The sequence below is a fragment of the Actinotignum timonense genome (genome assembly GCF_900155575.1).
GTDB classification, from domain to species: Bacteria; Actinomycetota; Actinomycetes; order Actinomycetales; family Actinomycetaceae; genus Actinotignum; species Actinotignum timonense.
In genome coordinates, this window is the sequence record NZ_LT706966.1 from 899395 (window position 1) to 925557 (window position 26163).

Below are 26163 nucleotides of genomic sequence, written 5' to 3' on the forward strand. Positions count from 1 at the left end.
GCCGCGCGGGGTGGTGCCGCCGGCCCTGGCGTACCTCGCGCGCGCGAATGCCTCGGAAAGCGCGGCTCGGCAAACCGGCACGGCCGCCGCACCAGAAACCGCCGCACCGAAAAACCCCACCGCGGAAACCACCACCCCCGCGCCCCTCCACGTGGCCATCACCGCCTCGGGGCGGGAGGCTGAAATCCTTGAGGGCGCGATGCGCGCCTACCTTCCGGCCGAGCAGATCGCGGTGTTCCCCTCCTGGGAAACGCTCCCGCACGAGCGCCTGTCCCCGCGTTCGGATACGGTGGCTCGCCGCCTCCTCACTCTGCGCCGCCTGGCCCATCCGGAGGAATTCGAGCCGCTGCGCCTGCTCATTATGCCGGTGCGCGCGCTGCTTCAGCCCATTACCCGCGGTCTGGGCGATCTGGCGCCGGTGCGCATTCGCCTCAACGAGGACGCCCCCATGGAGGAGGTGGAAAATGCGCTGGTAAACGCTGCTTACACCCGGGTTGATATGGTGGAACGCCGCGGCCAATTCGCGGTGCGCGGCGGAATTCTGGACGTTTTCCCGCCCACGGAACGCCACCCGATCCGCGTGGAATTCTTCGGCGATACCGTGGACGAAATCCGCACCTTCTCCGTGGGCGACCAGCGTTCCATGGAGGAGCGCGAAGAACTCTACGCCCCGCCCTGCCGCGAAATTCTCCTCACTGAATCGGTGCGCACCCGCGCCCGCTCGCTCATCAGCGAGCTGCCCGGCGCCACCGATATGCTCGACAAAATCGCCGCCGGCATCGCCCCGGAGGGCATGGAATCCCTCACGCCGGTGCTCGTGGACGGCATGGACGCCGTCGTGGACGTGCTTCCCGCCACCGCCCGCCTTCTCATTATCGAGCCGGAGCGCGTGGACCAGCGCGCCGAATCGCTCATCGCCACCACGGAGGAATTCCTGGCGGCGGCCTGGAGCGCGGCAGCGGCCGGTGGTACGCCTCCGGTGCAGGCCAATGCGGCGAGTTTCGCGACTGTCGCGGCGACCCGGGCGGAAGCGCTGAAACGCGGCCAGGCCTGGTGGACGCTCGGCGGCTTTTCCGGCAACGTCACTTCCACCGGGGGCACCACCAAGAACGACGACGCCGGCGCCGCTGTCGCGGCGCGCGAACCGCGCAAATTCCTCGGGAAAGTTGATGAGGCTCTCGCCGCTATCGGGGAGCAGGCACGGCGCGGGGTGCGTCAGGTGCTCGTGGTGGACGGGCCGGGCTTGGCGCGCCGCTACGCCGAACAGCTCGGTGAGCTGGGCGTTCCCGCCAGCGCGGTAGCGGAGCTCCCCGCGCACTTCGAACCCGGGGTGGTTTACGTGGTGGCCGCCCCCATCGCCGAGGGTTTCGTTATGGAAGGTCAGCAGCTCGGGGTGTACGCGGGTGCGGATCTGACCGGGCGGGGCGGTTCCTCCACGCGGGATATGCGCACGCTGCCCAAGCGGCGCCGCAAGAATGCCGTTGATCCGCTCTCGCTAACTCCCGGGGATTTTGTGGTGCATGATCGCCACGGGGTGGGCCGTTTCGTGCGGATGGAAAAACGCGCGATTGGTGGTAAAGGCGGGCAGCGCGAATATATTGTTCTCGAGTATGCGCCGTCGCGGCGCGGCGGGCCGCCCGATCAGCTCTGGGTGCCCACCGATCAGCTTGACCAGGTCTCGAAGTATTCGGGCGGGGAATCCCCGAGCCTCAATAAAATGGGCGGGGCCGATTGGGAGAAAACCAAGTCGAAGGCCCGCGCTGCCACCCGCAAAATTGCTTCGGAGCTTATTCGCCTCTACGCGCAGCGCATGGCCACCCCGGGTATCGCATTTTCGCCGGATACGCCCTGGCAGCGCGAGCTGGAGGACGCTTTCGCCTACGTGGAAACCCCCGATCAGCTGCACACTATCGACGAAGTGAAAGCAGATATGGAAAAACCGGTCCCCATGGATCGCCTTATTTCCGGGGATGTGGGCTACGGCAAAACGGAGATCGCGGTGCGGGCGGCTTTCAAGGCGGTGCAGGATGGCCGCCAGGTGGCGGTTCTGGTGCCCACCACCCTGCTGGTGGAGCAGCATCGCGAGACTTTCGAGGAACGCTACGCCGGCTTCCCGGTGCGGGTGGCGGCGCTTTCGCGTTTCCAGAGCGCGCGCGAATCGGATGAGGTCATCGCGGGGCTGGCCGACGGCAGTATCGATGTGGTGATCGGTACCCACCGCCTACTCACGGGAAATGTGCGTTTCAAAGCCCTCGGCCTGGTGGTGATTGACGAGGAGCAGCGTTTCGGCGTCGAACATAAAGAGACCCTCAAGCAGATGTACCCGAATATCGATGTGCTCTCGATGTCGGCCACCCCGATTCCGCGCACGCTGGAAATGGCGGTCACGGGGGTGCGGGAAATGTCCACCCTGGCCACCCCGCCCGAGGAGCGCCACCCGATTCTCACCTATGTGGGCGCGCGGGAAAATCGCCAGATCAGCGCCGCGATTCGCCGCGAGTTGCTGCGCGACGGCCAGGTTTTTTACGTGCATAACCGGGTGGGGGATATGGGCCGGGTGGCCGCGCAGCTCGGCGAGCTGGTGCCCGAGGCGCGCATCGCCGTCGCCCACGGAAAAATGAGCGAACGCGATCTGGAAAATGTTATTCAGAATTTCTGGAACCACGAGATCGACGTCCTCATCTGCACCACCATCGTGGAAACGGGCCTCGATATTTCCAATGCGAATACGCTTATTGTGGATAATGCCGATAAGCTCGGGCTTTCCCAGCTCCACCAGCTGCGCGGGCGCGTGGGCCGCGGGCGCGAGCGCGCCTACGCGTATTTCCTGTACGACCCGGACCGCGCGCTCACGGAAACGTCCCTGGAACGCCTGCGCACCATCGCCGCGAATACCGACCTCGGGGCCGGCACGCAGGTCGCCATGAAAGACCTCGAAATCCGCGGGGCCGGCAATATGCTCGGCGGCGAACAATCCGGCCACATCGAGGGCGTCGGTTTCGATTTGTACGTGCGCATGGTCTCCGAAGCGGTCGCGAAAATGCGCGGGGAGATTCCGGGCGACGACGACGCCAGTAGCGATGTGCGCATCGAGCTGCCGGTGGAAGCCTACCTACCCGAGGATTACGTGCCTTCCGAACGGTTGCGGCTGGAAATTTACACCAAGTTGGCGGCATCGCGCGGGGAGGCCCAGCGCGAGGAAATTCGCGCGGAATTGCGCGACCGCTACGGGGAGATTCCCGAGGTGGCAGCGCGGCTCTTCCGGATCGCGCAGCTGCGTGACCTGGCGCGCAGTGCCGGGCTGGAGGAAATTACCCAGATGGGGCGCAATGTGCGTTTCACGCCGGTGGCGCTGCCCGATTCCCGGCAGGCGCGCCTCAAGCGCCTGTATCCGGGGGCGATGCTCAAGCCCGCGGTTCGAGTCCTCATGGTGCCTGTCCCGCCGGCGCCCGCCGCGGGGTTTTGTGCCCGTGCCCGGTGTGCGGCTTCGCGCCGCCGCCAGGGCGCACAGGCCCACACCTCCGCGTTACCCGCCGGCCGCGCCGCGACGGGCGGTTTCGTGTAACGACGGAGAAATCATGCGTCAGGTTCATCCTTGGCGGGTGCTCGTCTGTGCCTGCCTGCTCACCTTCATCACCGGGTGCTCATACGTTTTCTCAATTTTCCAACTCCCGGCCACCCAGCTCTACGGGCTGAGCGCGGCGATGGGCGCCTATACTCTCACCAATGCCCTCGCCCCGCTGCCGATGCTCCTGGGCGGGTACTTCATTGACCGCGGCCGCGCGGTCTGGACGGCAACCATCGGCGCGCTGTGCGCGGCCATCGGCTGGGCCAGCGCGGCCTGCGCAAGCTCCCCGCTCCAGTTCGTGCTCGGCTACGGGTTCATCGGCGGCATCGGCATGGGCCTGGTCCTCACCTCCGCGCTGTCCAATACCCTGCGTTTCTTCCCGGGCCGACGCGGGCTCATCTCCGGAATTATCTCCTGCGTGAACGGAGCCTCCGGCATCGTCATGGCGCCCTTGGCCCAACGACTCCTCGACTCCAGCAATCTACGCACCACCCTGTTGGTTTTCGCCGGTCTNGCTGAAAGCATCTAAGCGGGAAGCCTGCTTCGAGATTAGTTCTCGTTCCACTAGATAAGTGGGTGAGGTCCCCGGTTGATGATCGGGTTGATAGGCCAGGGATGTAAGCATTGTGAGGTGTTTAGTTGACTGGTACTAATGGACCGATAACCAAAACAACTTTTGACGGGTTGCTTTTGTTTGTTTTTGCGTGAGATAGGTATGTTTGCGTTCACTGTGCGATGACTGGCCACCACGTGTGGTTGGTTGGTGTTTGTTTGGTTGTGGCGGTGGTTATAGCGGCAAGGGTATACGCCCGGTCTCCTTTTCGAACCCGGTAGCTAAGGTTGTTTGCGCTGATGGTACTGCACTCGGTGGGGTGTGGGAGAGTAGGTCACTGCCGCCATGTTTTTTATTGTGTGGGGTGTTAGTCCTGTTGTGGGGCTGGCACCCCACACACGCATTTAAACCGAAGAGCTGACCATGCACATGACAGGCGGCCAGGGTGTTTCCTCCACGGCGGGTGCGCCCTGCCTCCAGCCCAGAAAGCAAGGGCGTGGCCCCAATCCAGCGTGCAGCGTAAAAAGTGGTCCGCACCTCATAGTTGCGTCGTCGTCGACTAAAATAAAAAGCGCGCAATCGCGCACGGTCTACCCAATGGAGGAGATATGAAAGCAGCGCGTTACTACGGTAACCACGATATTCGCATCGAAGATATCGAGGAGCAGCCGCTCGAACCCGGCACTGTGCGGGTGAAGGTTGCCTGGTGCGGTATCTGCGGTACCGATCTTCACGAATACCTCGACGGTCCCATTTTCTGCCCCGCGGAAGGCCACCCGCATCCGATTTCCGGTGAGGAAGTCCCGGTCACCCTCGGGCACGAAATGTCCGGCGTCGTTGCCGAAGTTGGCGAAGGCGTAACGGACCTCGCGGCCGGCGACCACGTCGTCGTCGAACCGTATATTATCCGCGACAGCGTGGATACCGGTCCCGAATCGACCACGTACCACCTGTCCCCCGATATGAACTTCATCGGCCTGGGCGGCCGCGGCGGCGGCCTGGCCGAAAATATCGTCGTCAAGCGGCGCTGGGTCCACAAGATCCCGGGCAATATCCCGCTTGACCAGGCCGCACTCATCGAACCGCTCTCCGTGGCCGTCCACGGCGTGGACCGCGGCGACGTCAAGGAAGGCGATTTCGCCCTCGTGGGAGGGGCCGGCCCCATCGGTGTGCTCTGCTGTGCGGTGCTCAAAGCCAAGGGCCTCAAGGTCGCGGTTTCGGAACTCTCCGAGCTGCGCCGCCAGCGCGCCGTTGATGCCGGCGTGGTTGATTACGCCTGGGATCCGCGCGAAGTCGATATCGTGGAAGAGACCAAGAAGCTCACCGGCGGCGTGGGCGCCAATGTTGCCTTCGAATGCACCTCGGTGGACGTGGTACTCAACCAGCTCATCGCGGCGCTCGGGCCGCGCGGCGTGCTCGTCAATATGTCGATCTGGGGTCACCAGCCGAATATTGATATGCACTCCGTGGTCATGAAGGAACTCGATGTGCGCGGCGTTATCGGCTACGTCAACACCCACCCGGCCACGATTGAGCTGGTCGCCTCGGGCAAGATCGATCTTGCCCCGTTCATCACCGGCAAGATCAACCTGGAAGACCTCGTTGACAAGGGCTTCGACCCCCTCATCAACCGCAACGAAACCGCGGTCAAGATCCTCGTCTCCCCGAACGGCGAAGGCGAAGACTAAAGCGGTCACTCCACGCGAGTGAGTTGTGTATGACAGCGCCTGTGGTAGGGAAACCCGCCGCGGGCGCTGTTGTGTAGCGGCAGCTGTTGCGGGCGCTGATTTTAGTACGACGGCGCAGCTGCGCAGCTCGCCTTTCCCGGCGAGTAGGTGCAGGTGGGCGTAGCGCTGTTCTGGGGGCGTGGCCTTCTAGAGGCCGCGCATCTCCTCCGTGAGCGCAGGCCAGAACTTGCGGTGCTCGCGCCCGAAAGGCCGGGCGCCTAGGAAAACTCCGGCCTTGCCGAGCTCCGGATCCACCCACAGGAACGAACCCGATTGCCCGAAGTGACCGAAGGTGTGGGGTGAAAATGAGGGCCCCGTCCAATGCGGGTCCTTTTCCCCGCGAATCTCCATCCCCAAACCCCAGGTGTTATTGCGCTGCCAGCCGTAGCCAGGCAGCAGCCCAGGCAGACCGTCGAAATGCACGGTAGTGGCATAGCGCGCCAACTCGGTGGAAATGAGGCGCGGGCGCAGCAGCTCCCCGGCGAACCGCGCCAGATCACGCAAATTCCCCACCGCCGAATACGCCGGGCTTGCCTCCACGGCCACCGAACTCAGGCGCAGCGGCTCAATCACCACCTGCCGCACCCAATTCTGGATCGATATCCCGGTGCGTTTCTCCAGATAATCACCGAGCACCTCGAAACCGTAATTCGAATAAATGCGCTTTTCTTCAACCCCGGCCCGCGCCGGACCTTCCTCTTCCGGCAACCCGGAGGCATGCGCGAGGAGATGAACCACCGTGGAACCGGGAGGGCCGGCCGGATCATCAAAATCGGCCAGGCCGCGCTCTACTGCAATGAGAGTCGCCCACGCCACCAGCAGCTTCGTGACCGACATATACGGGTAGATCTCCCGGGGATTCCCATAAGAAAAAGTGGTGCGCCCGGCGCCGTCAATAACACCGAGCGCATGCGGGAAGCTAAAAGAATCAGAAGCGAGTCGGTTATCGGCGCTGCTAACGGTGTTGTTATCCACGGACATGGCTCAAGTCTGCCATCTCCGCAGAAATATACGGGCCCATGCAAGCTGCGCCACAGCGTGATAATAAACTTATCATGATGACAAAAGTATCGTCGGGTGTGTAGGCTGGGAACAGGCCACACTGATGTGGCGCTACACGGGAGGTTATGATGACCCTAGGAACCGGAGGGCTGATCGCAGTCCTCATAGCGGCGATTGTGCTCGTTGTTGTGCTCATCGTCGGCTTGAAATTACACGGCTCGATCGCCCTGACCATCGCGGCGATTACCGTCGCACTGGTCACGGGCGTGAAGCCCGCGGAAGTGGGCGATGTACTCGAAAAGGGCGTTGGTGGAACGCTCGGATTCCTCGTTCTTATTATTGGCTTCGGCGCAATCCTCGGAAAAATGCTGGAAGTATCCGGCGGGGCCGAACGCCTCGCCAAGGGAATGCTCCGGGTTTTCGGCGAGAAACGCGCCCCGATTGTTATGTCATTCCTCGGCTTGATCGCCGGTATCCCGGTCTTCGTGGAAGTTGGCTTCGTGCTCCTGGTGCCCCTCGTTTTCGTGGTGGCCAAGGAAGTGGGCTGCTCGAAGATCCGAGTGGGAGTGCCGCTGGCCATCTCCCTTATGGTGGTCCACTGTATCCTGCCCCCGCACCCGGCCGCTACCGCTATTGCTGGTACCCTCGGTGCGGATATCGGCATGGTGATCATGCTTGGTCTCATCGTTGGGATCCCAGCCGCCCTCATTGGCGGCCCGCTCTACACCGGAATTGGGCTGCGTCAGCTTGAACGTGCACATGTCACCGCGGGCGCCGGCCAGGTAAGCGGCGTCGTCGCCGAAGGAAAACCCGGCCCCGAATCAAACGGAACCCCTGGTGACGCGCCTGCCGCGGGCGAAAATGTTCTTAAGAACGACGACGCGGACCGTTCCCTGCCCGGTTTCGGCATTACCCTGCTCACAATTCTGCTGCCACTCATTATTATGGTGTGCCGCACCGTTGCGGATCAGACCCTGCCCGAAGAAAACGGCCTGCGCCAATTCGTGGACCTCGTGGGTAACCCGATTCTGGCGCTTCTTATTTCGGTGATTTTCGCGTACTTCTCGCTGGGGATTTCGCGGGGCAAGTCGTTTTCGGATCTGTCCTCGGTGACCGATTCCTCCTTCAGCCCCATCGGCGGGGTGCTCCTCATTATCGGCGCGGGCGGTGCCTTCAACGCGGTGCTTATGGCTTCCGGGATGGACAAGGCCATCGCGGGCGCCATGGGAAGCCTGCCCGTGAGCCCGCTGATCCTCGCCTGGCTTATCGCCATTGTGCTGCACTTCGCGGTGGGGAGCGCCACGGTCGCCATGATTTCCGCGGCCGGGATCGTGCTGCCGATGCTCCAGGCATCCCCGGATCTCAGCCCCGCGCTCATGGCGATTGCGGTGGGCGCCGGCGCCATCGGCCTCACGCACGTGACCGATTCGCTCTTCTGGCTGTACAAGGAATACATGGGCATTTCGGTGGGGGATGCGCTCAAGACTCTCACCGTGGGCACCACCATTGCCTCGGTGGTGGCCCTGTGCATGACCATGCTGCTTCACCTGGTGATTTAGGCGCGGGATTCGCCGCCGCTGCAGATGCGGACGGCATTACGGGCGCGGCAGGTTCCGCCGCCGCGCGCTTATCCGCAGCTACACGCTTAGTCGCCGCACACTTATTAGCAGCACCACACTTATCCGCCAATCCATCTGAGAAAGGACTCAGTCATGACAACTATCGCTGGAAAAACGCTCGAACAGTGGGTAGAGGACTACCCGCTTATTCAGGACCTCGTGGACCTCAAGGTCGCGGATTGGTTCAATCCGGAGGTGCTTCCCGCCGCGGAGGGCCTGGCAAAGGTCGGCCTGACCGTGGTCGATGTGGACGACGCCGCAGCTCGGCTCAAGCGCTGGGCTCCCTACCTTAGCCAAGTTTTCCCGGCCGCTCGCCCCACGGCTGGCATCCTGGAATCCCCGCTGGTCGCGGTTCCAACCATGCAAGCCAAGCTCGCCGAACGCAAGGGCGTGCAGATCCCGGGCCAGCTGTGGGCGAAACTCGATTCGCACCTGCCGATTTCCGGATCGATCAAGGCCCGCGGCGGTGTCTACGAAGTGCTCAAGCACGCTGAAGAACTCGCGCTGGAAGCCGGCCTCATCACCCTCGAGGATGACTACCGCAAGCTCGATACCGAAGAAGCCCGCACGTTCTTCTCCCAGTACAAGGTGGCGGTGGGCTCTACCGGGAATTTGGGGCTGTCCATCGGCATTATGTCCGCTCAGCTTGGTTTCCAGGCCTCGGTGCATATGTCCGCCGACGCGCGCCAGTGGAAGAAGGATAAGCTCCGCTCCCACGGCGTGAACGTGGTGGAATACGAATCGGATTACTCGGTGGCGGTGGCCCAGGGCCGCAAGGAAGCCGAATCGGATCCCACCGCCTACTTCGTGGACGACGAGAATTCGCCTTCGCTCTTCCTCGGCTACGCGGTGGCCGCGCGCCGCCTGCAGGGCCAGTTCCAGTCCCTGGATGTCACGGTGGATGCCGATCATCCGCTGATCGCCTACCTGCCTTGCGGCGTGGGTGGCGGCCCGGGCGGCGTGGCCTTCGGCCTCAAGACCGTGTTCGGGGATAACGTGCACTGCATCTTCGCCGAGCCGACCCATTCGCCCTCCATGTTCCTCGGCGTGATGACCGGCAAGCACGACGAGATCGCGGTGCAAGATTTCGGCATCGATAACCTCACCGCCGCGGACGGCCTGGCCTGCGGGCGTCCTTCCGCTTTCGTGGGGTCGCGCATGCAGTACCTCATCGACGGCTACTACACCGTTGAGGACCAGACCATGTACGAAAACGTGGCGCTCCTGGCCCAGACCGAGGACCTGCGCATCGAGCCTTCCTCCTCCACTTCCTTCGAAGGGCCCTTCCACGTGCTCGCCGCCAGCGAGTACCTGGAGCGGGCGGGCTTGACCCCGGAGAAGCTCGCGGGTGCCACCCACCTCACGTGGATCACCGGCGGCAATATGGTTCCCGAAAAGGAGATGGATTCCTACATCGCCAAGGGTGAAGAGACCCTGTAAAGCAGGGCGGTTAGTCGGGGGTGCCACTCGTAGCGGTGTGCACCCCCGCACTATGTCGTCATTTAAGATATTTTGTCAGAAGATACAGCAATGGGGCCGTAGGCAGGAAGGAGCCTGTGCCATGGAGGCAGCGGAACGCGACGAGGCGCCACGAGAAGCGATATCCCAGGAAGTCGGGTCCCGGGAAGAGATATCAGGCGAAGTGGACTCTGCAATATCCCGCGAAGGGATATCCGGTGAAGCAATATCCCAGGCGGATAGCGAGTACGTGGCTTCCTTCAAGCCGCTGGTGGAGTTCCTCGGGGTAGCGCTGGGGGAGAGTACCGAGGTGGTACTCCACGACGTGAGCGACCTGGACCATTCGGTTATCGCCATCGCGAATTCGCATGTCACTCAGCGCACCGTGGGTTCCCCGGCCACCGACCTCATGTTGCGGGTGCTGCGCGCCGGCGAAGGAACCACAGCCGATTACCTCACCGGTTACGAGGCGATTACGCCCGGCCGCGCGCGCACCTTGCGTTCGTCCACCTTTTTTATACGACGACGGGGCCGCATCATTGGGATGCTCTGTCTTAATTCTGACCAAACCGTGCTGCGGCAATTGGACGAAACGGTCAAAAAAATCGCCTCCCTGTATTTCCCCAATCCCGAGCGGCGCAAAGAAGCGCCTGCGGAAAAGCCGGAAATTTTGGCTTCCTCGGTTGCCGATATGAAAACGGCTGCTATGGAGTCGGTGCTCTCGCGTTACCACGTCTCCGTGGATCACCTCACCCAGGCCGAGCGCCTGGAAGTGGTGCGTTCGCTGGACGAGGACGGATTCTTCCAGCTGCGCGGGGCGGTAACCGACCTGGCGCTCGCGATGAATCTTTCCGAGCCGACCGTGTACCGGTATCTGCGCCAGGCACGGGCCTAAGCCGGCGGTGCGCCGCGGGGCTGATGCACGCGGCTCTGAGCTGCCTGCGTGTGAGGGCCGGGTTGGCTAGCCCGGAGCGGCCTGGGCCCTCGGCACGTTTCGAGAGCTGTGAAACTCGATATCATGGCGGTATGACACGAGTGATTAAAAACTGGCTCACCGATATGGATGGTGTGCTCATCCACGAAGAAAAGGCACTTCCGGGTGCCGCGGATTTTCTCAATAAACTCAACGAAAAAGAGTACCCCTACCTCGTTCTTACCAATAATTCGATTTTTACCCGGCGTGATCTTTCCGCCCGCTTGGAAGCAGCCGGGCTGATTGTTCCGGAAGATCATATTTGGACTTCGGCAGCTGCCACCGCGAATTTCCTTGCGGACCAGGTGGAGAATAAGCGCGCCTACGTGGTGGGTGAAGCTGGGCTCACTACCTCGATGTACAACGTTGGTTTCGTCATGACGAATGTCAATCCGGAAGTGGTGGTTCTCGGGGAAACCCGCACCTATTCCATTGAGGCGCTCACCACCGCAATCCGCCTCATCAACAAGGGTGCCCGGTTCATCGCCACCAACCCGGATGTGACGGGCCCGTCCGATCTGGGTCCGATTCCGGCAACCGGGGCGGTAGCCGCGATGATTACCGCAGCCACCGGACGCCAGCCCTATTACGTGGGGAAGCCGAATCCGGTCATGCTGCGCAAGGGGCTCAATCTTATCGACGCGCATTCTGAAGAAACCGCGCTGGTAGGGGACCGGATGGATACCGATATCCTCGCGGGCATGGAAGCCGGGCTGCAAACCCACCTGGTGCTTTCCGGTTCCACTGCGCAAGAGGAGATCGTGAACTTCCCCTACCGCCCCGATTATGTGCATCCCTCCATCGCGGAAGTGGCGGAGCTACTCTAGCTGCTTCTTGTGTGGGTAACGATGGCCGAATGAGGTCTTCTGGTTGCCGTTGCCTTGCAGGTAGCCGGTTTCCGCACCTTATCCGTCCGATTCTTCTCGGTTGGGCTACTTTTCAACCGTTGCTAGCACTCGGACTGCGGTGGCGGGGTTGTTACGGATCGCGGATTCTAGCTGGATCTCTTCCCATTTCCGCATGCCTTGCTGGAGTGCTTCGAGGGCTTGTGGTGTGCATGCGACCCCGAACTCGTCAATAACGAAAAGGAGGATTTCTTCCAGGCAGGGCCGGAACCTGCGTCCACCCACGGGGAAGTGGACATCGGCAATCCGGGGAGTACGCAATGCATGCTTGATGCGCCGGCGTGAGCGACGGGAATGAGTACCGCCTAATACTAAGGCGTGTGTCCATTCATCACGATGGGCATGTACCTGGATATGTGCGCAGGGGATATGCGAACGTGGTGAGCGAATATAATCCCAACGCACCAGGGGCTCTTTTCCGACCTCCCCGCGTATCACCGAGAACGTTGATTCCGCGACGGTAAGAACCCCGTTATCCGGATTGAGAAAAACCGCGTATTCGAAGCGGACAATAAGGAAACGATCAGTGTAAATATTTCCCGACAATCTTATTGTCGGAGGGTCTTCTCTTGTGAGGGCCTGCTTCAATACGGAAAACCTGGGATCGATGAGCTCCCCAATTAGCTGTAGATGTGCCGCAAATTCATCAGCACGCTCATTTAAGTATTCGTTCACCACGGCACACCTCTTCGAAGTAATCTAAGCCTTCCATCTCGAAATAGGCTTCAGCCTCGTCTGGTCCGAGCTGGTAGTTATCGGCGCGTAGGTCGAATTCTTCGCGGGTCATTCTGACCTCCTGCAAGATTTCTTCTTTGCGCTTGAGGACATCTTCAAGCGAGTTAAACGTGAGATTTGGAGTCACTCTACGTGCTCTATCAATACTCATGGTGTCTCTCCTTCGATTGTGAGTTTCGGGTGGTTACCCTTCCTTCTCCGTAATTCTCGCATGGTGTCAAGGCGCAGCAAAGAGCTATCCGCCGCCCTGCGGATAAGGGCAGCGTTTCGCGATTCTGTGGATAAATTCGAACCCGTTCTATACACCCGTCACTGACTCTCAATCGCAACCTCGCGCACGGGTTCCGATGGCCGAATAATGAGATAGCACGGTCGGCACCCCACCCCTAAGTTACGCTACCGTAGGTAACGCGGGCGGGGAGCCTGTGTCCGGTGCACGGTTTTGTGCCCGTGCCCGGTGTGCGGCTTCGCGCCGCCGCCAGGGCGCACAGGCCCACACCTCCGCGTTACCCGCCGGCCGCGCCGCGACGGGCGGTTTCGTGTAACGACGGAGAAATCATGCGTCAGGTTCATCCTTGGCGGGTGCTCGTCTGTGCCTGCCTGCTCACCTTCATCACCGGGTGCTCATACGTTTTCTCAATTTTCCAACTCCCGGCCACCCAGCTCTACGGGCTGAGCGCGGCGATGGGCGCCTATACTCTCACCAATGCCCTCGCCCCGCTGCCGATGCTCCTGGGCGGGNCCTCTTATACCCATCTAGAGGGGTATAAGAGACACCCACGGGGCTGGGCGGCCCGCGGATTTTGCCCCTGCGTACCCGCCGGCGCCGCGCCCAGATCACCCGCGCGGCCTAGCGTGGCGGGCACGCGCCACAACTCCGCCGCCTAGCCCGCAAACTCCATAATGACCGGGACGTGGTCGGAAGCTCCTTTGCCCTTCCGCTCGTCCCGGTCAATGATGGAGCGGGTATGCCGGGCGGCCAGCGCCGCGGAAGCAAAACCAAAATCAATACGCATCCCGTGATTCTTCGGGAACCGCAAACGCTGATAATCCCAGAATGTGTAATCCGCGCCCTCGGCCGCCCGGGTAATATCCGCGAGCCCTGCCTCCAGCAGCCCGGCCAGCGCCCCGCGTTCCTCCGCGGTCACGTACATGCCAACGTCGTTCCGGAAATAATCAATATCCCACACGTCCGTATCCCGCGGGGCCACATTCCAATCCCCCGCTAACAGCAGCGGATACTCCGGTTCCTCGCCCAGGCGCGTGCTCACCGCCGCCCGCAAGGCACCGAGGAATTCCAGCTTGTAATGGAAATGCGGATCCCCGTAGGCCCGCCCGTTGGGAATATACAGACTCCACACATTGACCGCGGCCGGCCCCGAACCCAGGCGCGCTCCCAGGGCACGCGCTTCTACGGTGGGCGCACTGAGCAGCGCGCCGTCGTCGTCGACCTTAGAAAAACCGGGCTGACCGGGGAAGCCCACCTGCACGTTCTCGATCCCCACGCGGGAAAGAATCGCGACCCCGTTCCACTGGTTGAGGCCGGCGCAGGCGACTTCGTATCCGGCCTCTTCGAAAATTTCGCGCGGGAACTGCGCGGGCGTGCATTTCGTTTCTTGGAGGAGTAGGGCGTCCAGGTCCCAGCGTTCCAGGACGGCGCGGGCGCGTTCGGCGCGGGCGCGCACAGAATTAATATTCCAGGTGGCAATACGCATAGCACCAGTGTAGAGAGCCGCGGGCACGTTACCATAGCGGTTATGGGAAGTGCTCTTATTACCGGTGCCAGCGCCGGGCTCGGCCTGGAATTTGCGTGGCAGCTCGCGGCCGAAGGAAATGACCTCGTGCTCGTGGCGCGCAATCGGGCCCGTTTGGAGGCGATTGCGCATGATCTGCGGCAGGTCGCCGGGGTGCAGGTGGAGGTGCTTGCCGCTGATCTTTCGCGGCACGACGACGCTCGTGTGGTTGCGCGCCGGGTAGCGCAGCGCTCGCGGCCCATCGGTTTGCTCGTCAATAATGCGGGCTTTGGGCTGGGGCAGGAATTTTCCGCCGGGGAGCTGGAGCGGGAAGAAGAAGCGCTTGACGTGATGGTGCGCGCGGTTCTTATCACGTGCCACGCGGCGGCGCGGGAGTTTCCGCGGCGCGGCTACGGGGGAATTATTAACGTGTCCTCGATGACGGCCGGCACCGCGCAAGGCACCTATTCCGCGCATAAAGCCTGGGTGCGCACATTTTCTGAAGGGCTGGCCGCGGAACTGGCACCGAACGGGGTGGCGGTCACCTGCGTGACCCCGGGGCTTATCCGCACCGAATTCCACGAGCGGGCCGCGGTCGATGCCAGCCAGTGGGCCGATCTGCTTTTTGCGCAGCCCGAAGCCGTGGTGAGTGCCGCGCTGGAGGCATGCCGGCGCGGGCGGGTGCTCGTTACGCCCACCGCGCTGTACAAGGCGGCCGCCGCGGCGTTACGTTTCGCCCCGCGCGCCCTGGTGCGGAAATTCGCGGGGCCGGGGCTGTCTGGGCGCACTCAAGCTTAGAAACTACTGCTTTCCGCGGGGGCCTTACGTGCCTCATCGGGCAGTTGGAGCGGCTTGGCCTGGCGGTAATCCCAGCGCACCCGCGTTTCCGTGGGCAGGCCCTGGAAGTAGGCCGGGGCCACGATGGCCATGCCCCGCACCTCGTAACTTTGCTTATCGATACGCACCTGAAGATTGGCGGAATCACTCAGGTCCAAACCGGGCGAGGCCCCCTGCATTTCCTGCGCCATCGTCTCGGAAAGCGGGCCGACGATGAGGTAGTTTTCCGCGTCCTCAAAAACCTGGGTCTTCTCAATATTCGGGAAAATATCTTCCCCGCGGTAGGAGCCGGGCGAGGTGGGGGCATCTCCGGAATCCACAATATCGGCCAGGCTTTCCTCGGTTTTGCTCCAGAAACCGGCCATATTCGTATACACCGTGACAGTATCCGGCTTCGAACCTTCCCCGATCCACAGCGCGGTGGAGAGTTTGCTGGGCATGCCCTCCGCTTCCGCCCCGGGAATTCCGGAGGCGTCAATATCCATCTCCATGGCCATGAGGCGGGTGCTCGGATCTACATCGATATCAATATCGATAGTGGCAACCCCGGGGCCCTCACCGGGCACATCCGCGGAAATCTCCATGGACATATCCATTCCGATGGCGGTGCCGAAGAAATCCTGCGAGCTTTTCGCAATAATCTCATCCTGCTTGGCGATGGCGCGTTTAATAATCTCGCGGGCCTGAGCGCTATCGGCAACCGGCGTGAACTGCCCGGTTTTCGAAATGCTTTCGTCAAAAATAGGAGCGCCGTCCGATCCGCCCCGGCCGTGCCCTTCGCTGATCGACGGGCCGTGCCCGCCTTCCGAGGAGACCAGCGCATTATTCGCGCACCCGCTCAGGATCAGGGCACCGGCGGCCACCACCGCGAGAGGTTTCCACATCTTCGTCATCGCTGCTCCACTTCTTAGGGTTTCCCGCACCCGGGCTCGGGGTGGCGAATCGTTTATTGCGCTTGCGTATACCACTGTACAAGGCCGACGGCGCCAACGAAACACGGGCCCCGGTGGCCCGCGGGTAAATATGGCGCTTCCCCATGGTCGGGGCGGGCGCGCCGCTAGACTGGGGGAGTGACAGATTCTTCCCAGTCTTGTGATTCTCGTGATGATCTCAGCGTGCCCGCGGATGAGGCTGCCCCTGCCGTGGATACTGCCGATGCGGCGCCTACCGCAGGCGCTGGCGATCCCGCCGCGCCCGCGGATGAGGCCGCTGAGCTGCCCGCGCACCGCATCCCGGAGCCGGGTGGCTCGCCCTACGGTGAAAAACGCACGGTCGGGGTGGGGCCGCACCCGCTGCCTTGGCCGGACGACCCCCGCCTGGACCCGCAGCTTTTAGCGGAAGGTGACCACCGTAACGTCGTCGACGCATATCGTTATTGGAGCGTGGAAGCGATCAAGGCGGATATGGCGAGCCGGGCGGTCAGCGCCCATATTGCCATTGAGAATCTCCAGCACGACCTCAATATCGGTTCGATTGTGCGCAGCGCCAATGCTTTTAATTTCGGCGGTGTGCATATCGTGGGGCGGCACAAGTGGAATAAGCGCGGGGCGCTCGTCACCGATCGCTACCTCACGATGTACTACCATCCCACTCCGGCTGACCTGGAAGAATGGGCGCGCGAGCATAAGTACCAGCTCATCGCCATCGATAACCAGGAGGGCGCGGTGCCCCTGGAGAAGTCCGAACTTCCGGAGAATTGCCTGCTGGTGTTCGGGCAGGAATCCGCCGGGATCTCCCCCGATTTACTCGAACGCTGCGACGGCGCGGTGGAAATCACCCAGGATGGCTCCACTCGTTCCCTCAACGTTGCCGCGGCCGCGGCCATCGCCATGCACTGGTGGGTGGCGCAGCATGCGCGTAGCGCACATCCCGACAACGCTGCCAATTGCGCGCATACTTCCAATCCCGCACCCGTAACCAACCACTAACCCAGGAGGATCACGTGGTTACCCGCCTCAATGTTGAATTGACTCGCACCGTTGATGAGTCGTACCCGCTACTTATCGGCACCGATCTGGCCGGCGAGCTGCCCGGCGTGCTGGAGGCGGCCGGGCTGGGCCGCTCCCGGGTGGCGGTTATTACCGATAGCACCGTCAATGAACTCATTGGCGCGCAGGTCATGGAGGTGCTCGCCCGCGCCGCCCAATCTCCGACCGCACAATCCCGCGCCCCGCAGCTCTTCGTTTTCCCGGCCGGGGAAGAAAACAAAACCCGCGCCACCAAAGAACAGCTGGAAGATGCCATGCTCGCGGCCGGCTTCAACCGCGATACCGTGGTGGTGGCCCTGGGCGGCGGGGTGGTCTCCGACCTGGCCGGTTTCGTGGCCGCTACCTTCACCCGCGGCGTCCCGTATATCACCATGACGACGACGCTCGTGGGCGCCGCAGATGCCGCCATCGGGGGCAAAACCGCGGTGGATACCCCGGCCGCCACCAACCTTATCGGGGCTTTCCACCAGCCGCGCGCCGTCCTCATCGACGTGGCGTGCTGGGCAACGCTCACCGACTCACAATTGCGCGACGGCATGGGCGAAACCGTCAAGCACGCTTGCCTGGCCGACCGCAACTTCTTCGAGACCCTGGAAGAACACTTCGTGCGGCGCTGTAGGGGCGTGCGGGAGATGGTGGGCGATACCGAACTCAGCGGCTATATTGCCCGCCGCAATGCGGAAATTAAGGTGGAGATCGTGCAATCCGATGTGCACGAAGGCAACCGCCGCATGGCCCTCAACCTCGGCCACACTATCGGGCGGGCCCTGGAAGCCGCGCTCGATTATTCCCTCCCGCACGGGGAATGCGTGGCGATTGGGCTGAACCTCCAATGCCGGCTCGGGCTGCGTTACGGTTACCTCACCGCGGAGGACGCCCAGCGGGTGGATATCCTGCTGCGCGCCATCGGCCTGCCCACCGAGCTACCCGCCGGGGTGAGAGTGGCGGATATTATGCGCGCCATGGGCCACGATAAAAAATCGCTGGGCGGGGCCATCCGCTTTGTTTTCCAGCGCGGCATTGGCGCGATGGAGACCTTCGCGGGTGGCAGTTACGCGCGCGAGATCCCCAGCGCGGAGGTGCGCGAATTCCTGGAGGCCCAACCGCGCCAGGAACTCGCTTCCTAGTTCGCGTCTCCGGCCCGCCACCGGACGCGCGCCTTCACCGCGCCAGCTCCCGCGCGCGAACCGCAATGCGCCGTTAGCGCAGCAGCACTTCGATTTCGACCTCGACGGGGGCGTCCAGCGGGAGCACGCTCACGCCGACGGCTGAGCGCGTATGTGCGCCGTCGCCGCCAAAAATCTCCCCGAAAAGTTCGCTGGCACCGTTCGCGACCTGGGGTTGCGCGGTAAAACTCGGGTCGGACGCCACGAAAACGGTGACGTGCGAAATACCGCGGATATGATCGACGCCGCCCGCAACTTCCGCGGCCGCCGCGAGGGCGTTAATCCCGGCGATACGCGCGTAAGAATAGCCGTCCTCCGCGGTGATTTCCGCGCCGAGTTTCCCGGTGGCCGGCAGTTGCCCGTCCACAAAAGGCAGCTGCCCGGAGGTTCGCACCGTATCCCCGTGCCGCTTGGCGGGAATATAAGCTGCAACAGGAGCGGCAACCGGGGGAAGGGTGATACCCAGGCTGGTCAAACGGGTGCTGATAGTGTCCATGCGTAGGCCTCTCGCGGAATCGTTGAGTGTGAGCGCGCGGAATACCGCGCCTGGTCATAGGTTAGCGCGAAGGTTACGGCTGCGCGAAGTTGCGGCGTCTCTGGTGGAACGACGGCGCAGCCAGCTGCCCGCGGGCTAAATTTCCGGTGGGCGTGCTTAGCCCTCCCCCTCGCGCAGGGAGCGGGCTAGGGGGTCGCGCCCCTCAAAAATGCGACGCCTCCAATTGCGTTCCTCCGGGTGGTGGCGCAGCAGGGCGCGGCGTTCACGTTCCGTCATCCCGCCCCACACCCCGAACATCATTTCCGCGTCCAGCGAATCAGCCAGGCAGTGCAGGCGCACCGGGCAGCGAAAACAAATCGAGCGGGCCTGGCGCTGGGCGGCGCCGCGCACGAAAAGCGAATCGGGATCGATATCGGTGCAGGCGGCGGCATCTGCCCAGTGCGGATACAGGGCTAGTGTTGTGGTCATCTATCCCCCTCACTCCGGCGTGGTGGTGTTTAACGGTGCAGTTCTTTACTGTTTTACGATCATAGTATTAGCGTTTTATGACGTGCGCTACTTTGGTCCGCCTTATGGAGGGGCGGAGCCTGGGTAAGCGCTGGGGAAGCGCGGGGAACCCCGGGGAAGCGTATGTCTCGTTTCTTTCGCTGCGCCGGGTCAGTATTCTTAGGGGTATGTCGAGTTCTAGCCCGAAAAAACAAGCGACCGGACGCCAAATTGGAACGTTCGTGCTGGCGCTGATCCTGGCTCTGTGCGGCGGAGGTGCCCTCATGGCCGGGATTGCGCTGCCTTTCGTTATGACGATGGGGACTACGGCGAGTGCGGTGACCGGTATTTTCGACGACGTGCCGGAGGACTTAGGCTTTACCGAACCTTCGGAGCAGACGGTCCTGCTGGCCAAAGACGGATCGGTGCTGGCCCGGTTCTATATTGAAAACCGGATCAACGTGCGCTCCGATCAGATCTCGCAGCATATGAAAAACGCCGTCGTCGCAATTGAGGATCGGCGTTTTTACGAGCACCACGGCATTGACGTGCAGGGCACCGTCAGCGCGTTGGTCTCCAATCTCACCTCGGGCGGGCTTTCGGGTGGTTCGTCTATCACCCAGCAGTACGTGAAAAATGCGCTCCTGGAAGAGGGACGTATCGCTGATGATAATGAGAAAATCAAGCGGGCTACCGAACAGACTATCGCGCGTAAAATCAACGAAGCTCGTTACGCTATCGCCGTCGAAAAAACGATGACGAAAGATGAGATTCTCACCGGCTATCTCAATCTTGCGCAATTCGGCCCCTCGCAATACGGGGTGGAAACTGCCGCGCAGCGCTATTTCTCCAAGTCCGCGAAGGATTTGACGGTGGTGGAAGCGGCCACGATGGCCGGGATCACCCAGAATCCGGCCCAGTGGGATCCGGTGCGCCATCCGGAAGCGAATACCGAGCGCCGCAATGTGGTGTTGGGCGAAATGTACCGTTCCGGTTTTATTACCGAAGCGGAAATGAAGGAAGCTCAGGCCACTCCGATTGAATCGTATATGCACGTTTCCGAGCAATCGGCCGGCTGCGGTTCGGCGGGTATTAGCGCCTACTTCTGCGAGTACGTGGTCAAGGATTTGCTCAATGACAAGGCGTTGGGTGCCACCCGCGCCGAGCGTACCCGCCAGCTCTACCGCGGCGGCAAAGTCATCCGCACCACCCTGGATTCGGCGCGCCAGCAGCAGGCGTATGACTCGGTGGTCACGCACCAGCCCGTGGATGATGCCTCCGGAATTGATGCCGCGCTGGTGTCCGTGGAGCCGGGGAGCGGGCATATTGTTTCGATGGTGCAAAATACCCGCTTCGGGGTTCCGAATGACACGGATACCCGCATGACGCAGGTGAATGTCACGGCCCCGCAGGATATGGGTGGCGGTGCCGGCTTCCAGTCCGGATCAACATTCAAGATATTTACCCTGGTGGAATGGCTGGATTCTGGGCGTAGTGCCTATGACGTGGTGGATAGTAGCGAAGGCTTGCTGCCGCAGAGCTCATTCCAGGCTTCCTGCACGAATCTGGCGGGTGAACCCTGGCCGGTGGGGAACCTCGGGCAGTCCAACCGCCCGCGCACGGTGCTGGAAGGTACCCGTATGTCCACCAACGGGACTTTCGCGCATATGGCCCAGAAGCTGGATCTGTGCCAGATCGCGAATAAAGCCCAGGCCATGGGCGTGGAACGCGGGGATCACGAGCCCTTTACTATTGTTCCCCCGATGATTCTGGGTACGAATAACGTCACCCCGCTCTCTATGGCGACGGCCGGTGCCACCCTCGCCAATGATGGTATTCGCTGCGATCCGATGTCTTATACCTCCATCGAGGAGCATGACGGTACGGTTATTTCCGAACGTAAACCGCAGTGCCAGCAGGCTATTTCCAAGGAAACCGCGCGCAAAACAAACGCGGTGCTTCAGCACGTGGTAGAACCCGGGGCGACCGGTGAGAAAGCGGCGCTGCGCGGGCGCCAGGTGGCCGGGAAAACCGGTACCTCCGATAAGGACTGGCACGCGTGGTTTATGGGTTACACCCCGCAGCTTGCCACTGTGACCTGGCAGGGTCACATGGAAGGCAATATTTCTATGTTCGACGCCGTTATTAAGGGCCAATGGCACTCGGAAGTCTACGGCGGGCTATTCCCCGCCATGATGTTCTCCGATTATATGAACGCCGCTTTGGCCGGTCAGCCGGCCGTGCCGTTCCCGCAGCCCACCACCCCGATGCGGCGCCCGGCACCCGCCATGCGGGAGCCGGCCACGCCGTCGCCATCACCCACGCCTGCACCGGCCCCTGCGCAACCCGCGCCGGGGGAGCAGGGCGCGGTTCCGCCCGAGTCCGTTCACGAAGGCGAGAGCAACGAAGAATACGAAGAAGTCGAGGTTGTGGAAGAGTAGCCGATGCTGCGCGGCCCGGGCTGCGCGGCCCGGGCTGCGCGGTGCGAAACTCTGGCCGGGTGTGCTAGGCGGGCCGGGTCATCAGGGCCGGTGGCATTCCAGAAACCGTAGGACGCGCGAAAAGGAAGGCGGATACCGTGAGCGAAGCTGATAAGCACCGAGTCCCGCGCACCGCGCTCAAGGCCCTGGGTGCCGGCGTGGCAGCGGGGGCCGGGTGCCTGGGCTGGGCGCTGCACGAAGCACACCGCTACACTCTGCGCGAGCGGGTGCTGGTGCTGCCGCAAGTTGCGAGCACGGCCGGTGAGCTGCGCATTCTCCACCTCTCGGATATGCACCTGCTGCGCCGCCACCGAGCCAAGCGGCAATTCTTGAGCGACCTGGCCGAGCGCTGCCGCCCGGATCTCGTAGTCCTGACGGGCGACCATCTGTCCGAAGCGCGCGCCGTCGGCCCTCTCCTTGAGGCGCTGGCGCCGCTCGCTGATATTCCGGGGCTTTTCGTGTACGGCTCGAATGATTATTTCGCGCCGGTGCTCAAGAATCCCTTGCGCTACGTGGCGCAGGGGCTCTTCCCGCCGCTCGCCGAGAAGGACGAACCGGATTTGCCCTGGGAGGAAATGACCGCCGGGCTGGAAGCTTTCGGCTGGATCGATCTCAATAATCGGCGGGCGCGGCTGCGCGCGGCGGCCTGGGACATCGACGCAGTCGGCATGGACGACCCCCATATCGGCCGGGCCCGGATGCCGCGGCCCGGCGAGGTTACCGATACCGCGGAAGGTGCCGCGGCTCGGGGTGAAAGCGCGAACACGGGCCGCGCGCCGCGCATGAACGCTGGGCGTGGGTATCTGCGTCTCGGCGTCGTTCACGCACCGTATTGCGCCGCTCTCAACGTCTTAATGAACGACGGCGCAGCTCTGACGCTGGCCGGCCACACCCACGGAGGGCAGTTGGCGGTGCCCGGATTCGGCGCTTTGACCACGAATTGTGATCTCCCGTTGCGCTACGATTCCGGGCTTTTCGATTGGCCTTGTGGTGATGAGGTCGGTACTGGGCCGGGTGCGGGTGGCGCGGGTGCGGGAGGCGACCGGGCCGAGGAGCGCCTGCCCCTGCGCGGCGACGGCGTGCGCGTGCTGCGTGGTGGCATGGCGGTGAATGTGTCTGCGGGCCTGGGGACGTCGCCGTATACGCCGGTCAGGTTCCTCCGGCCACCCGAAGCGATTGTGCTGCGGGTGCGCGGTGGCGCGGAGTGAGCGTGCTGATCGGGGAGGTGCTGGGCTGGGCTGCGGGGAAGTTCCCGCGGGGAAGGTGCCCCGCTGACCTGCGAGGCGCATAGCGCACTTGCCTGGTTGTACGCCAGATCACTAGATCGGATTTAGCTTTTTCCGCTGCGGAGGGCTATTATTATTGAGTTGCCAAAGTACGGGGTATGGCGCAGCTTGGTAGCGCGCTTCGTTCGGGACGAAGAGGCCGTGGGTTCAAATCCCGCTACCCCGACCATGTGATGTCCCGCGTCATAGGTCCGCCTGTGACGCGGGATTTTCTCATACCTCGGTGACGCTCACCGCGAAGCGATCCGGAGAATCCCCGTCACAAGAGCGATTATCCGGGCTTACCTGGAAGAGCGACCTCAGGATGGCCGGGTGGGAGGCGTCCCGTGTTTTCCAATCCTTGTTTCGAATGATGGCTATGCGCAGAGTTGAGCTACGCGTTGGTATGAAATCCCCATAACTACACCAATGTCACGAAGAGAAAAACCTGCATCCCGTAACCGGGCAACCGCAAGCCGAGAAGCGTCTCGAGTTTCGTGTTCCGCCTGAACCAAACGGAGCGAAGCCTCCTTATATTTTTTAATATCCTCCGCGAATTCAGGCGTGTCAACGGTGACGTTAACGGCGAAACTATCGAGAGAATCTCCCGTAATAAGCGCAGCGGCATCCTTAACCATTTCTTCGATCTGATCAAGGCGGCGCGCCTGCGTGCCGTATTCTTTTCCGTTAAGGGTAAATTCGGCGACCCACCAATTTCCGTCACGGGTAACCGTGGTATCTATTGTTGTCACTTCTTGCTCCTTTCGAGAATCTTACGAGCGAGCCTTTCGGAAATTTCACGATGGCGGGGAATTGGTTCGACCCAGTCCCCGATCTGTGCCCGGGTGTGGTTCCCTCCTTCGGTGAGGATTAGTTCCTCGCCTTTGGCTTTCGCTACCTTTCGTAGCTCGTTGAGTAAATCTCTGCGCTTCATAAGCGTAGTCTACCCCTCTCGACTAATTCAAGTCTAGGGGGGTAGATATTGTATTGTGTGTGGCTGCTAGAGTAGCGCCGTCGCCCTAGCTGCGCCGTCGTACCAGGACGCGAGGAAACAGAGGCTGCAGGCCCGCGAGTGCGGGCGGGGCCTGGATCTGGCCCGGAACCGTATGAACAGGGTTGGCAAACGAAGTGCGAGGGAGGGCACCGTTCACGACCGTTTTCGTGCCTTTAACGTGCACTGTGGCGTCTACGCGGCCCGGAACGCACACTGCGTGCTCTGCCCACCTTGTGGCTGTGGTGCGCGGCAGCATGGATGCAAAGAGTTATCCGTCAACGCATGTCACGCCATGAATGTCAAGGAAGCAAGTCCATTGGGGTGCGTGAGCTCAATAAGGTCAACTTTTCATTGGTATGGCAAGGAAAAGTCCGGGTATAAGACCCACCATTGGGGCTGCGGACTGTTTATTGGACATTATCGCTTAAAACCGCTTGACGATGCTCCACAATCGTTAAACCATCGAACTTCAAGGTAATACGCTTCTGGTTATAGAAGAACATATACTCGTCTATCGCCTCGCATAACTCATCGGTTGTAGCCCACTTCTTCCCGTGATAAATCTCGGTTTTCATCCGCCCGAAAAACCCCTCACAAGCAGAATTATCCGGACTACACCCCTTCTTCGACATCGACCGCGTCAACCCGTAACGCCGCGTAAGCTCAATCCAGGACACAGACCGGTAGTGGACTCCCCGATCCGAATGGATCACGAGTGGATGCTCACTCTGGCCGGCTTGTAGCTCGTTTAGACGCTGGTGCGGGAGGGTTGCCAGGGCGTTTTCAAGGGAGGAATCAGCCAACACTGAGGTTGGGTGTAATCCCCTCGTATACGCCACGACTTTCCCGTCATAACAGTCAATAATCGGGGAGAGATAAACCTTCCCGTTAGCTGCGTGGAACTCGCTGATATCCGTGAGCCAAAGCCGTCCGGGCTCATCAGCGTGGAAGTCACGCTCGACTAGGTTTTCCGGTGCCGGGCTGATCTCCCCGCCGTAACTAGAGTACTTCCGGCGTGCTTTGGCATACCTGACCGGGATTTCCTCTTCCCGCATCAAGCGCTGGATGACTTTCTCCGAGACCACATACCCAAGCTTTCTAAGCGCTAAACGGATACGCCGATACCCATACGTATACAAGCCCTCGCGCGCGATCTGAGCGATCAACTCACGCAAGCGAGCATGCTTGTCAGGCCGCTCTAGCTGTTTAGCGGTGTAATAGTACGAGCTTGCCGGCAAATCCAAGGTATCTAAGACCATGGCTAGCGGCGTGGTAGAGCGTAGCTGGTTAGCTACCCGTGTTTTCTCTACCGCTTCACTGCGCCCGCCTGTGCGGGCTTTTCCTTTTTTTGCTAGCTCGAGCTGGGCTTTCAAGACGCGTTTCTGCACGATTAAATCGGCTACAAGAGCACGTAATTCTTCCGGGTCTTGGGGTAGCTGGGCTTCCAGTTGGTGGCGGGTTTTCGCTTTGATCTGGTCGCATTCTTTCTCGTTCATGAGTCCTAGACTGCCTTCCGCATCCCACTTTTTAACCCAAGCATAGATGTTTGTGCAGTTCACGATTCCTAGATCCTGGGCGATAGTGTAGGCGTTTTCCCCGCTGCGGAATCGCTTGCAGGCAGTTACTTTCACGTCCGTTGATATTTTCTGGTTAGGGGCGTGTTTCTTCGGTTTTCTCTGCTCTGGTTTCTCGTTGCTATTCCGGATCCATTTGTAGAGCGTGTCTCGGCCTGGGTAGCCCAGTTTACGGACTGTGGCGGTTACCGATTGCGTGCGTTGGTAGGTGGTGAGGGCTTTACGGATCTGCTCTCTCGTGTACGTACGCTTACTCATTGAACGTTCTCCTTAAAAATCTCTAGGAAACCGTCCGCACCCCCATTTGTCTATTAGCCCAACACTCCCGCCGCCCGGTAAAGAAGCGGGTTTTGGTTGCGTGCGAAGGCTCAACAGTGGGCCTGCAACAGGGTGCAAATCCACGCACCATTTTGGCCTGATTTCTGCTCTGGGCTTGCACTACGCGACCGTGATGGTTACCAATTTGCATCCTGTGGCATTCCTTCGGCGCTCAGCTTTTCCGGTCTGCGGAGGCGGGGCTGGGTGTTTTTCCGGGGTGTACTGCAGATGTTGTACATGCGAAGTACAGCTCCGACAACACATGCCCCCCTCCCCAGGTGCTGGT

At 61.6% G+C, this 26163-nt stretch carries 22 protein-coding genes, 1 tRNA gene, 1 rRNA gene and 1 other annotated feature; of the genes, 15 read left to right on the forward strand and 9 right to left on the reverse strand.

Features of this window, described 5'->3' with window-relative positions; genetic code table 11:
• The first annotated feature begins 10 nt into the window (after window positions 1-10).
• The 4 genes from mfd to CZ322_RS03765 all read left to right on the forward strand — a co-directional run bounded on the left by mfd (window position 11) and on the right by CZ322_RS03765 (window position 5809).
• Window positions 11-3565 (forward strand): transcription-repair coupling factor, encoded by a 3555-nt coding sequence (gene mfd / locus CZ322_RS03750; RefSeq protein WP_412459459.1) that lies wholly within the window; start codon window positions 11-13, stop codon window positions 3563-3565.
• A gap of 13 nt (window positions 3566-3578) precedes the next feature.
• On the forward strand, window positions 3579-4097 hold the full coding sequence (locus CZ322_RS03755) for an MFS transporter (RefSeq protein WP_087070278.1): 519 nt from the start codon (window positions 3579-3581) through the stop codon (window positions 4095-4097).
• A gap of 33 nt (window positions 4098-4130) precedes the next feature.
• Window positions 4131-4229, forward strand: a sequence feature (23S ribosomal RNA rRNA prediction is too short).
• A gap of 118 nt (window positions 4230-4347) precedes the next feature.
• A 5S ribosomal RNA gene (gene rrf / locus CZ322_RS03760) occupies window positions 4348-4467 on the forward strand.
• A gap of 262 nt (window positions 4468-4729) precedes the next feature.
• Window positions 4730-5809 carry a 2,3-butanediol dehydrogenase gene (locus CZ322_RS03765; RefSeq protein ID WP_087070279.1) on the forward strand — a complete coding sequence of 360 codons (1080 nt, stop codon included), beginning with the start codon at window positions 4730-4732 and terminating at the stop codon, window positions 5807-5809.
• A 186-nt stretch (window positions 5810-5995) separates the two neighbouring features.
• Here CZ322_RS03765 and CZ322_RS03770 read toward each other — a convergent pair whose 3' ends face one another.
• Window positions 5996-6829 carry a serine hydrolase domain-containing protein gene (locus CZ322_RS03770; RefSeq protein ID WP_087070280.1) on the reverse strand — a complete coding sequence of 278 codons (834 nt, stop codon included), beginning with the start codon at window positions 6827-6829 and terminating at the stop codon, window positions 5996-5998.
• A 146-nt stretch (window positions 6830-6975) separates the two neighbouring features.
• Here CZ322_RS03770 and CZ322_RS03775 point away from each other — a divergent pair, with 146 nt between their 5' ends.
• The 4 genes from CZ322_RS03775 (at window position 6976) to CZ322_RS03790 (ending at window position 11727) form a co-directional block, all read left to right on the forward strand.
• The gene (locus tag CZ322_RS03775; protein WP_234984447.1) at window positions 6976-8409 is read left to right on the forward strand and encodes a GntT/GntP/DsdX family permease; all 1434 of its coding nucleotides are present in this window, start codon (window positions 6976-6978) and stop codon (window positions 8407-8409) included.
• A 153-nt stretch (window positions 8410-8562) separates the two neighbouring features.
• Entirely contained in the window at window positions 8563-9909 is a 1347-nt protein-coding gene (locus CZ322_RS03780) for a D-serine ammonia-lyase (RefSeq protein ID WP_087070282.1), read from the forward strand.
• Window positions 9910-10030: 121 nt separating this feature from the next.
• Window positions 10031-10822 (forward strand): helix-turn-helix transcriptional regulator, encoded by a 792-nt coding sequence (locus CZ322_RS03785; protein ID WP_234984448.1) that lies wholly within the window; start codon window positions 10031-10033, stop codon window positions 10820-10822.
• Between the two features lie 131 nt (window positions 10823-10953).
• A complete protein-coding gene (locus CZ322_RS03790) occupies window positions 10954-11727 on the forward strand; it encodes an HAD-IIA family hydrolase (protein ID WP_026429073.1) in 774 nt (257 codons plus the stop codon).
• A gap of 105 nt (window positions 11728-11832) precedes the next feature.
• Here CZ322_RS03790 and CZ322_RS03795 read toward each other — a convergent pair whose 3' ends face one another.
• The 3 genes from CZ322_RS03795 to CZ322_RS03810 all read right to left on the reverse strand — a co-directional run bounded on the left by CZ322_RS03795 (window position 11833) and on the right by CZ322_RS03810 (window position 14255).
• Window positions 11833-12351, reverse strand: coding sequence for a hypothetical protein (locus CZ322_RS03795; RefSeq protein ID WP_234984449.1), 519 nt, complete (start codon window positions 12349-12351; stop codon window positions 11833-11835).
• Window positions 12352-12460: 109 nt separating this feature from the next.
• A complete protein-coding gene (locus tag CZ322_RS03800) occupies window positions 12461-12691 on the reverse strand; it encodes a hypothetical protein (RefSeq protein ID WP_087070284.1) in 231 nt (76 codons plus the stop codon).
• Window positions 12692-13424: 733 nt separating this feature from the next.
• The gene (locus CZ322_RS03810; protein WP_087071154.1) at window positions 13425-14255 is read right to left on the reverse strand and encodes an exodeoxyribonuclease III; all 831 of its coding nucleotides are present in this window, start codon (window positions 14253-14255) and stop codon (window positions 13425-13427) included.
• A gap of 42 nt (window positions 14256-14297) precedes the next feature.
• Between CZ322_RS03810 and CZ322_RS03815 the strand changes: the two genes are divergently transcribed.
• A complete protein-coding gene (locus tag CZ322_RS03815; protein ID WP_087070286.1) occupies window positions 14298-15071 on the forward strand; it encodes an SDR family NAD(P)-dependent oxidoreductase in 774 nt (257 codons plus the stop codon).
• Here CZ322_RS03815 and CZ322_RS03820 read toward each other — a convergent pair.
• Window positions 15068-16003, reverse strand: a complete 936-nt coding sequence (locus CZ322_RS03820) for a hypothetical protein (protein ID WP_087070287.1) — start codon at window positions 16001-16003, stop codon at window positions 15068-15070. The genes CZ322_RS03815 and CZ322_RS03820 overlap by 4 nt on opposite strands.
• A gap of 222 nt (window positions 16004-16225) precedes the next feature.
• On the opposite strand from CZ322_RS03820, the gene CZ322_RS03825 reads away from it, so the two are divergent.
• Window positions 16226-17038: a TrmH family RNA methyltransferase gene (locus tag CZ322_RS03825; protein ID WP_375713963.1), complete on the forward strand. Its 813-nt coding sequence runs from the start codon at window positions 16226-16228 to the stop codon at window positions 17036-17038.
• 14 nt (window positions 17039-17052) lie between these two features.
• On the forward strand, window positions 17053-18225 hold the full coding sequence (gene aroB, locus CZ322_RS03830) for a 3-dehydroquinate synthase (RefSeq protein ID WP_087070288.1): 1173 nt from the start codon (window positions 17053-17055) through the stop codon (window positions 18223-18225).
• A gap of 73 nt (window positions 18226-18298) precedes the next feature.
• Here the strand turns inward: aroB and CZ322_RS03835 are convergent, their stop codons facing one another.
• Both CZ322_RS03835 and CZ322_RS03840 read right to left on the reverse strand, forming a co-directional pair.
• On the reverse strand, window positions 18299-18760 hold the full coding sequence (locus CZ322_RS03835; protein ID WP_087070289.1) for a RidA family protein: 462 nt from the start codon (window positions 18758-18760) through the stop codon (window positions 18299-18301).
• Between the two features lie 156 nt (window positions 18761-18916).
• A complete protein-coding gene (locus CZ322_RS03840) occupies window positions 18917-19228 on the reverse strand; it encodes a WhiB family transcriptional regulator (RefSeq protein ID WP_087070290.1) in 312 nt (103 codons plus the stop codon).
• A 206-nt stretch (window positions 19229-19434) separates the two neighbouring features.
• Here CZ322_RS03840 and CZ322_RS03845 point away from each other — a divergent pair, with 206 nt between their 5' ends.
• From CZ322_RS03845 to CZ322_RS03855, 3 genes are all read left to right on the forward strand, one after another.
• Window positions 19435-21687, forward strand: coding sequence for a transglycosylase domain-containing protein (locus CZ322_RS03845; RefSeq protein WP_234984450.1), 2253 nt, complete (start codon window positions 19435-19437; stop codon window positions 21685-21687).
• 137 nt (window positions 21688-21824) lie between these two features.
• Window positions 21825-22934 carry a metallophosphoesterase gene (locus CZ322_RS03850; protein WP_200807167.1) on the forward strand — a complete coding sequence of 370 codons (1110 nt, stop codon included), beginning with the start codon at window positions 21825-21827 and terminating at the stop codon, window positions 22932-22934.
• A 170-nt stretch (window positions 22935-23104) separates the two neighbouring features.
• A tRNA-Pro gene (locus CZ322_RS03855) sits at window positions 23105-23181 on the forward strand.
• A 187-nt stretch (window positions 23182-23368) separates the two neighbouring features.
• On the opposite strand, the gene CZ322_RS03860 is transcribed toward CZ322_RS03855, so the two are convergent.
• Window positions 23369-23743 carry a hypothetical protein gene (locus CZ322_RS03860; RefSeq protein WP_087070292.1) on the reverse strand — a complete coding sequence of 125 codons (375 nt, stop codon included), beginning with the start codon at window positions 23741-23743 and terminating at the stop codon, window positions 23369-23371.
• On the opposite strand from CZ322_RS03860, the gene CZ322_RS10325 reads away from it, so the two are divergent.
• Entirely contained in the window at window positions 23737-23865 is a 129-nt protein-coding gene (locus CZ322_RS10325) for a hypothetical protein (protein ID WP_257960052.1), read from the forward strand. The genes CZ322_RS03860 and CZ322_RS10325 overlap by 7 nt on opposite strands.
• Window positions 23866-24392: 527 nt before the next feature.
• On the opposite strand, the gene CZ322_RS03870 is transcribed toward CZ322_RS10325, so the two are convergent.
• Window positions 24393-25817 carry an IS3 family transposase gene (locus CZ322_RS03870; protein ID WP_087069845.1) on the reverse strand — a complete coding sequence of 475 codons (1425 nt, stop codon included), beginning with the start codon at window positions 25815-25817 and terminating at the stop codon, window positions 24393-24395.
• Window positions 25818-26163: the final 346 nt, after the last annotated feature.

Excerpts from the sequence above, each read along its gene's own strand:
- CZ322_RS03820 (WP_087070287.1), bottom strand. The coding sequence starts at position 16,003 with ATGACGAAGATGTGGAAACCTCTCGCGGTGGTGGCCGCCGGTGCCCTG.
- CZ322_RS03870 (WP_087069845.1), bottom strand. The coding sequence starts at position 25,817 with ATGAGTAAGCGTACGTACACGAGAGAGCAGATCCGTAAAGCCCTCACC.
- CZ322_RS03780 (WP_087070282.1), top strand. The coding sequence starts at position 8,563 with ATGACAACTATCGCTGGAAAAACGCTCGAACAGTGGGTAGAGGACTAC.
- CZ322_RS03815 (WP_087070286.1), top strand. The coding sequence starts at position 14,298 with ATGGGAAGTGCTCTTATTACCGGTGCCAGCGCCGGGCTCGGCCTGGAA.
- CZ322_RS03845 (WP_234984450.1), top strand. The coding sequence starts at position 19,435 with ATGTCGAGTTCTAGCCCGAAAAAACAAGCGACCGGACGCCAAATTGGA.
- CZ322_RS03770 (WP_087070280.1), bottom strand. The coding sequence starts at position 6,829 with ATGTCCGTGGATAACAACACCGTTAGCAGCGCCGATAACCGACTCGCT.
- CZ322_RS03800 (WP_087070284.1), bottom strand. The coding sequence starts at position 12,691 with ATGAGTATTGATAGAGCACGTAGAGTGACTCCAAATCTCACGTTTAAC.
- CZ322_RS03810 (WP_087071154.1), bottom strand. The coding sequence starts at position 14,255 with ATGCGTATTGCCACCTGGAATATTAATTCTGTGCGCGCCCGCGCCGAA.
- CZ322_RS03840 (WP_087070290.1), bottom strand. The coding sequence starts at position 19,228 with ATGACCACAACACTAGCCCTGTATCCGCACTGGGCAGATGCCGCCGCC.
- CZ322_RS03835 (WP_087070289.1), bottom strand. The coding sequence starts at position 18,760 with ATGGACACTATCAGCACCCGTTTGACCAGCCTGGGTATCACCCTTCCC.
- CZ322_RS03790 (WP_026429073.1), top strand. The coding sequence starts at position 10,954 with ATGACACGAGTGATTAAAAACTGGCTCACCGATATGGATGGTGTGCTC.
- CZ322_RS03765 (WP_087070279.1), top strand. The coding sequence starts at position 4,730 with ATGAAAGCAGCGCGTTACTACGGTAACCACGATATTCGCATCGAAGAT.
- CZ322_RS03775 (WP_234984447.1), top strand. The coding sequence starts at position 6,976 with ATGATGACCCTAGGAACCGGAGGGCTGATCGCAGTCCTCATAGCGGCG.
- CZ322_RS03785 (WP_234984448.1), top strand. The coding sequence starts at position 10,031 with ATGGAGGCAGCGGAACGCGACGAGGCGCCACGAGAAGCGATATCCCAG.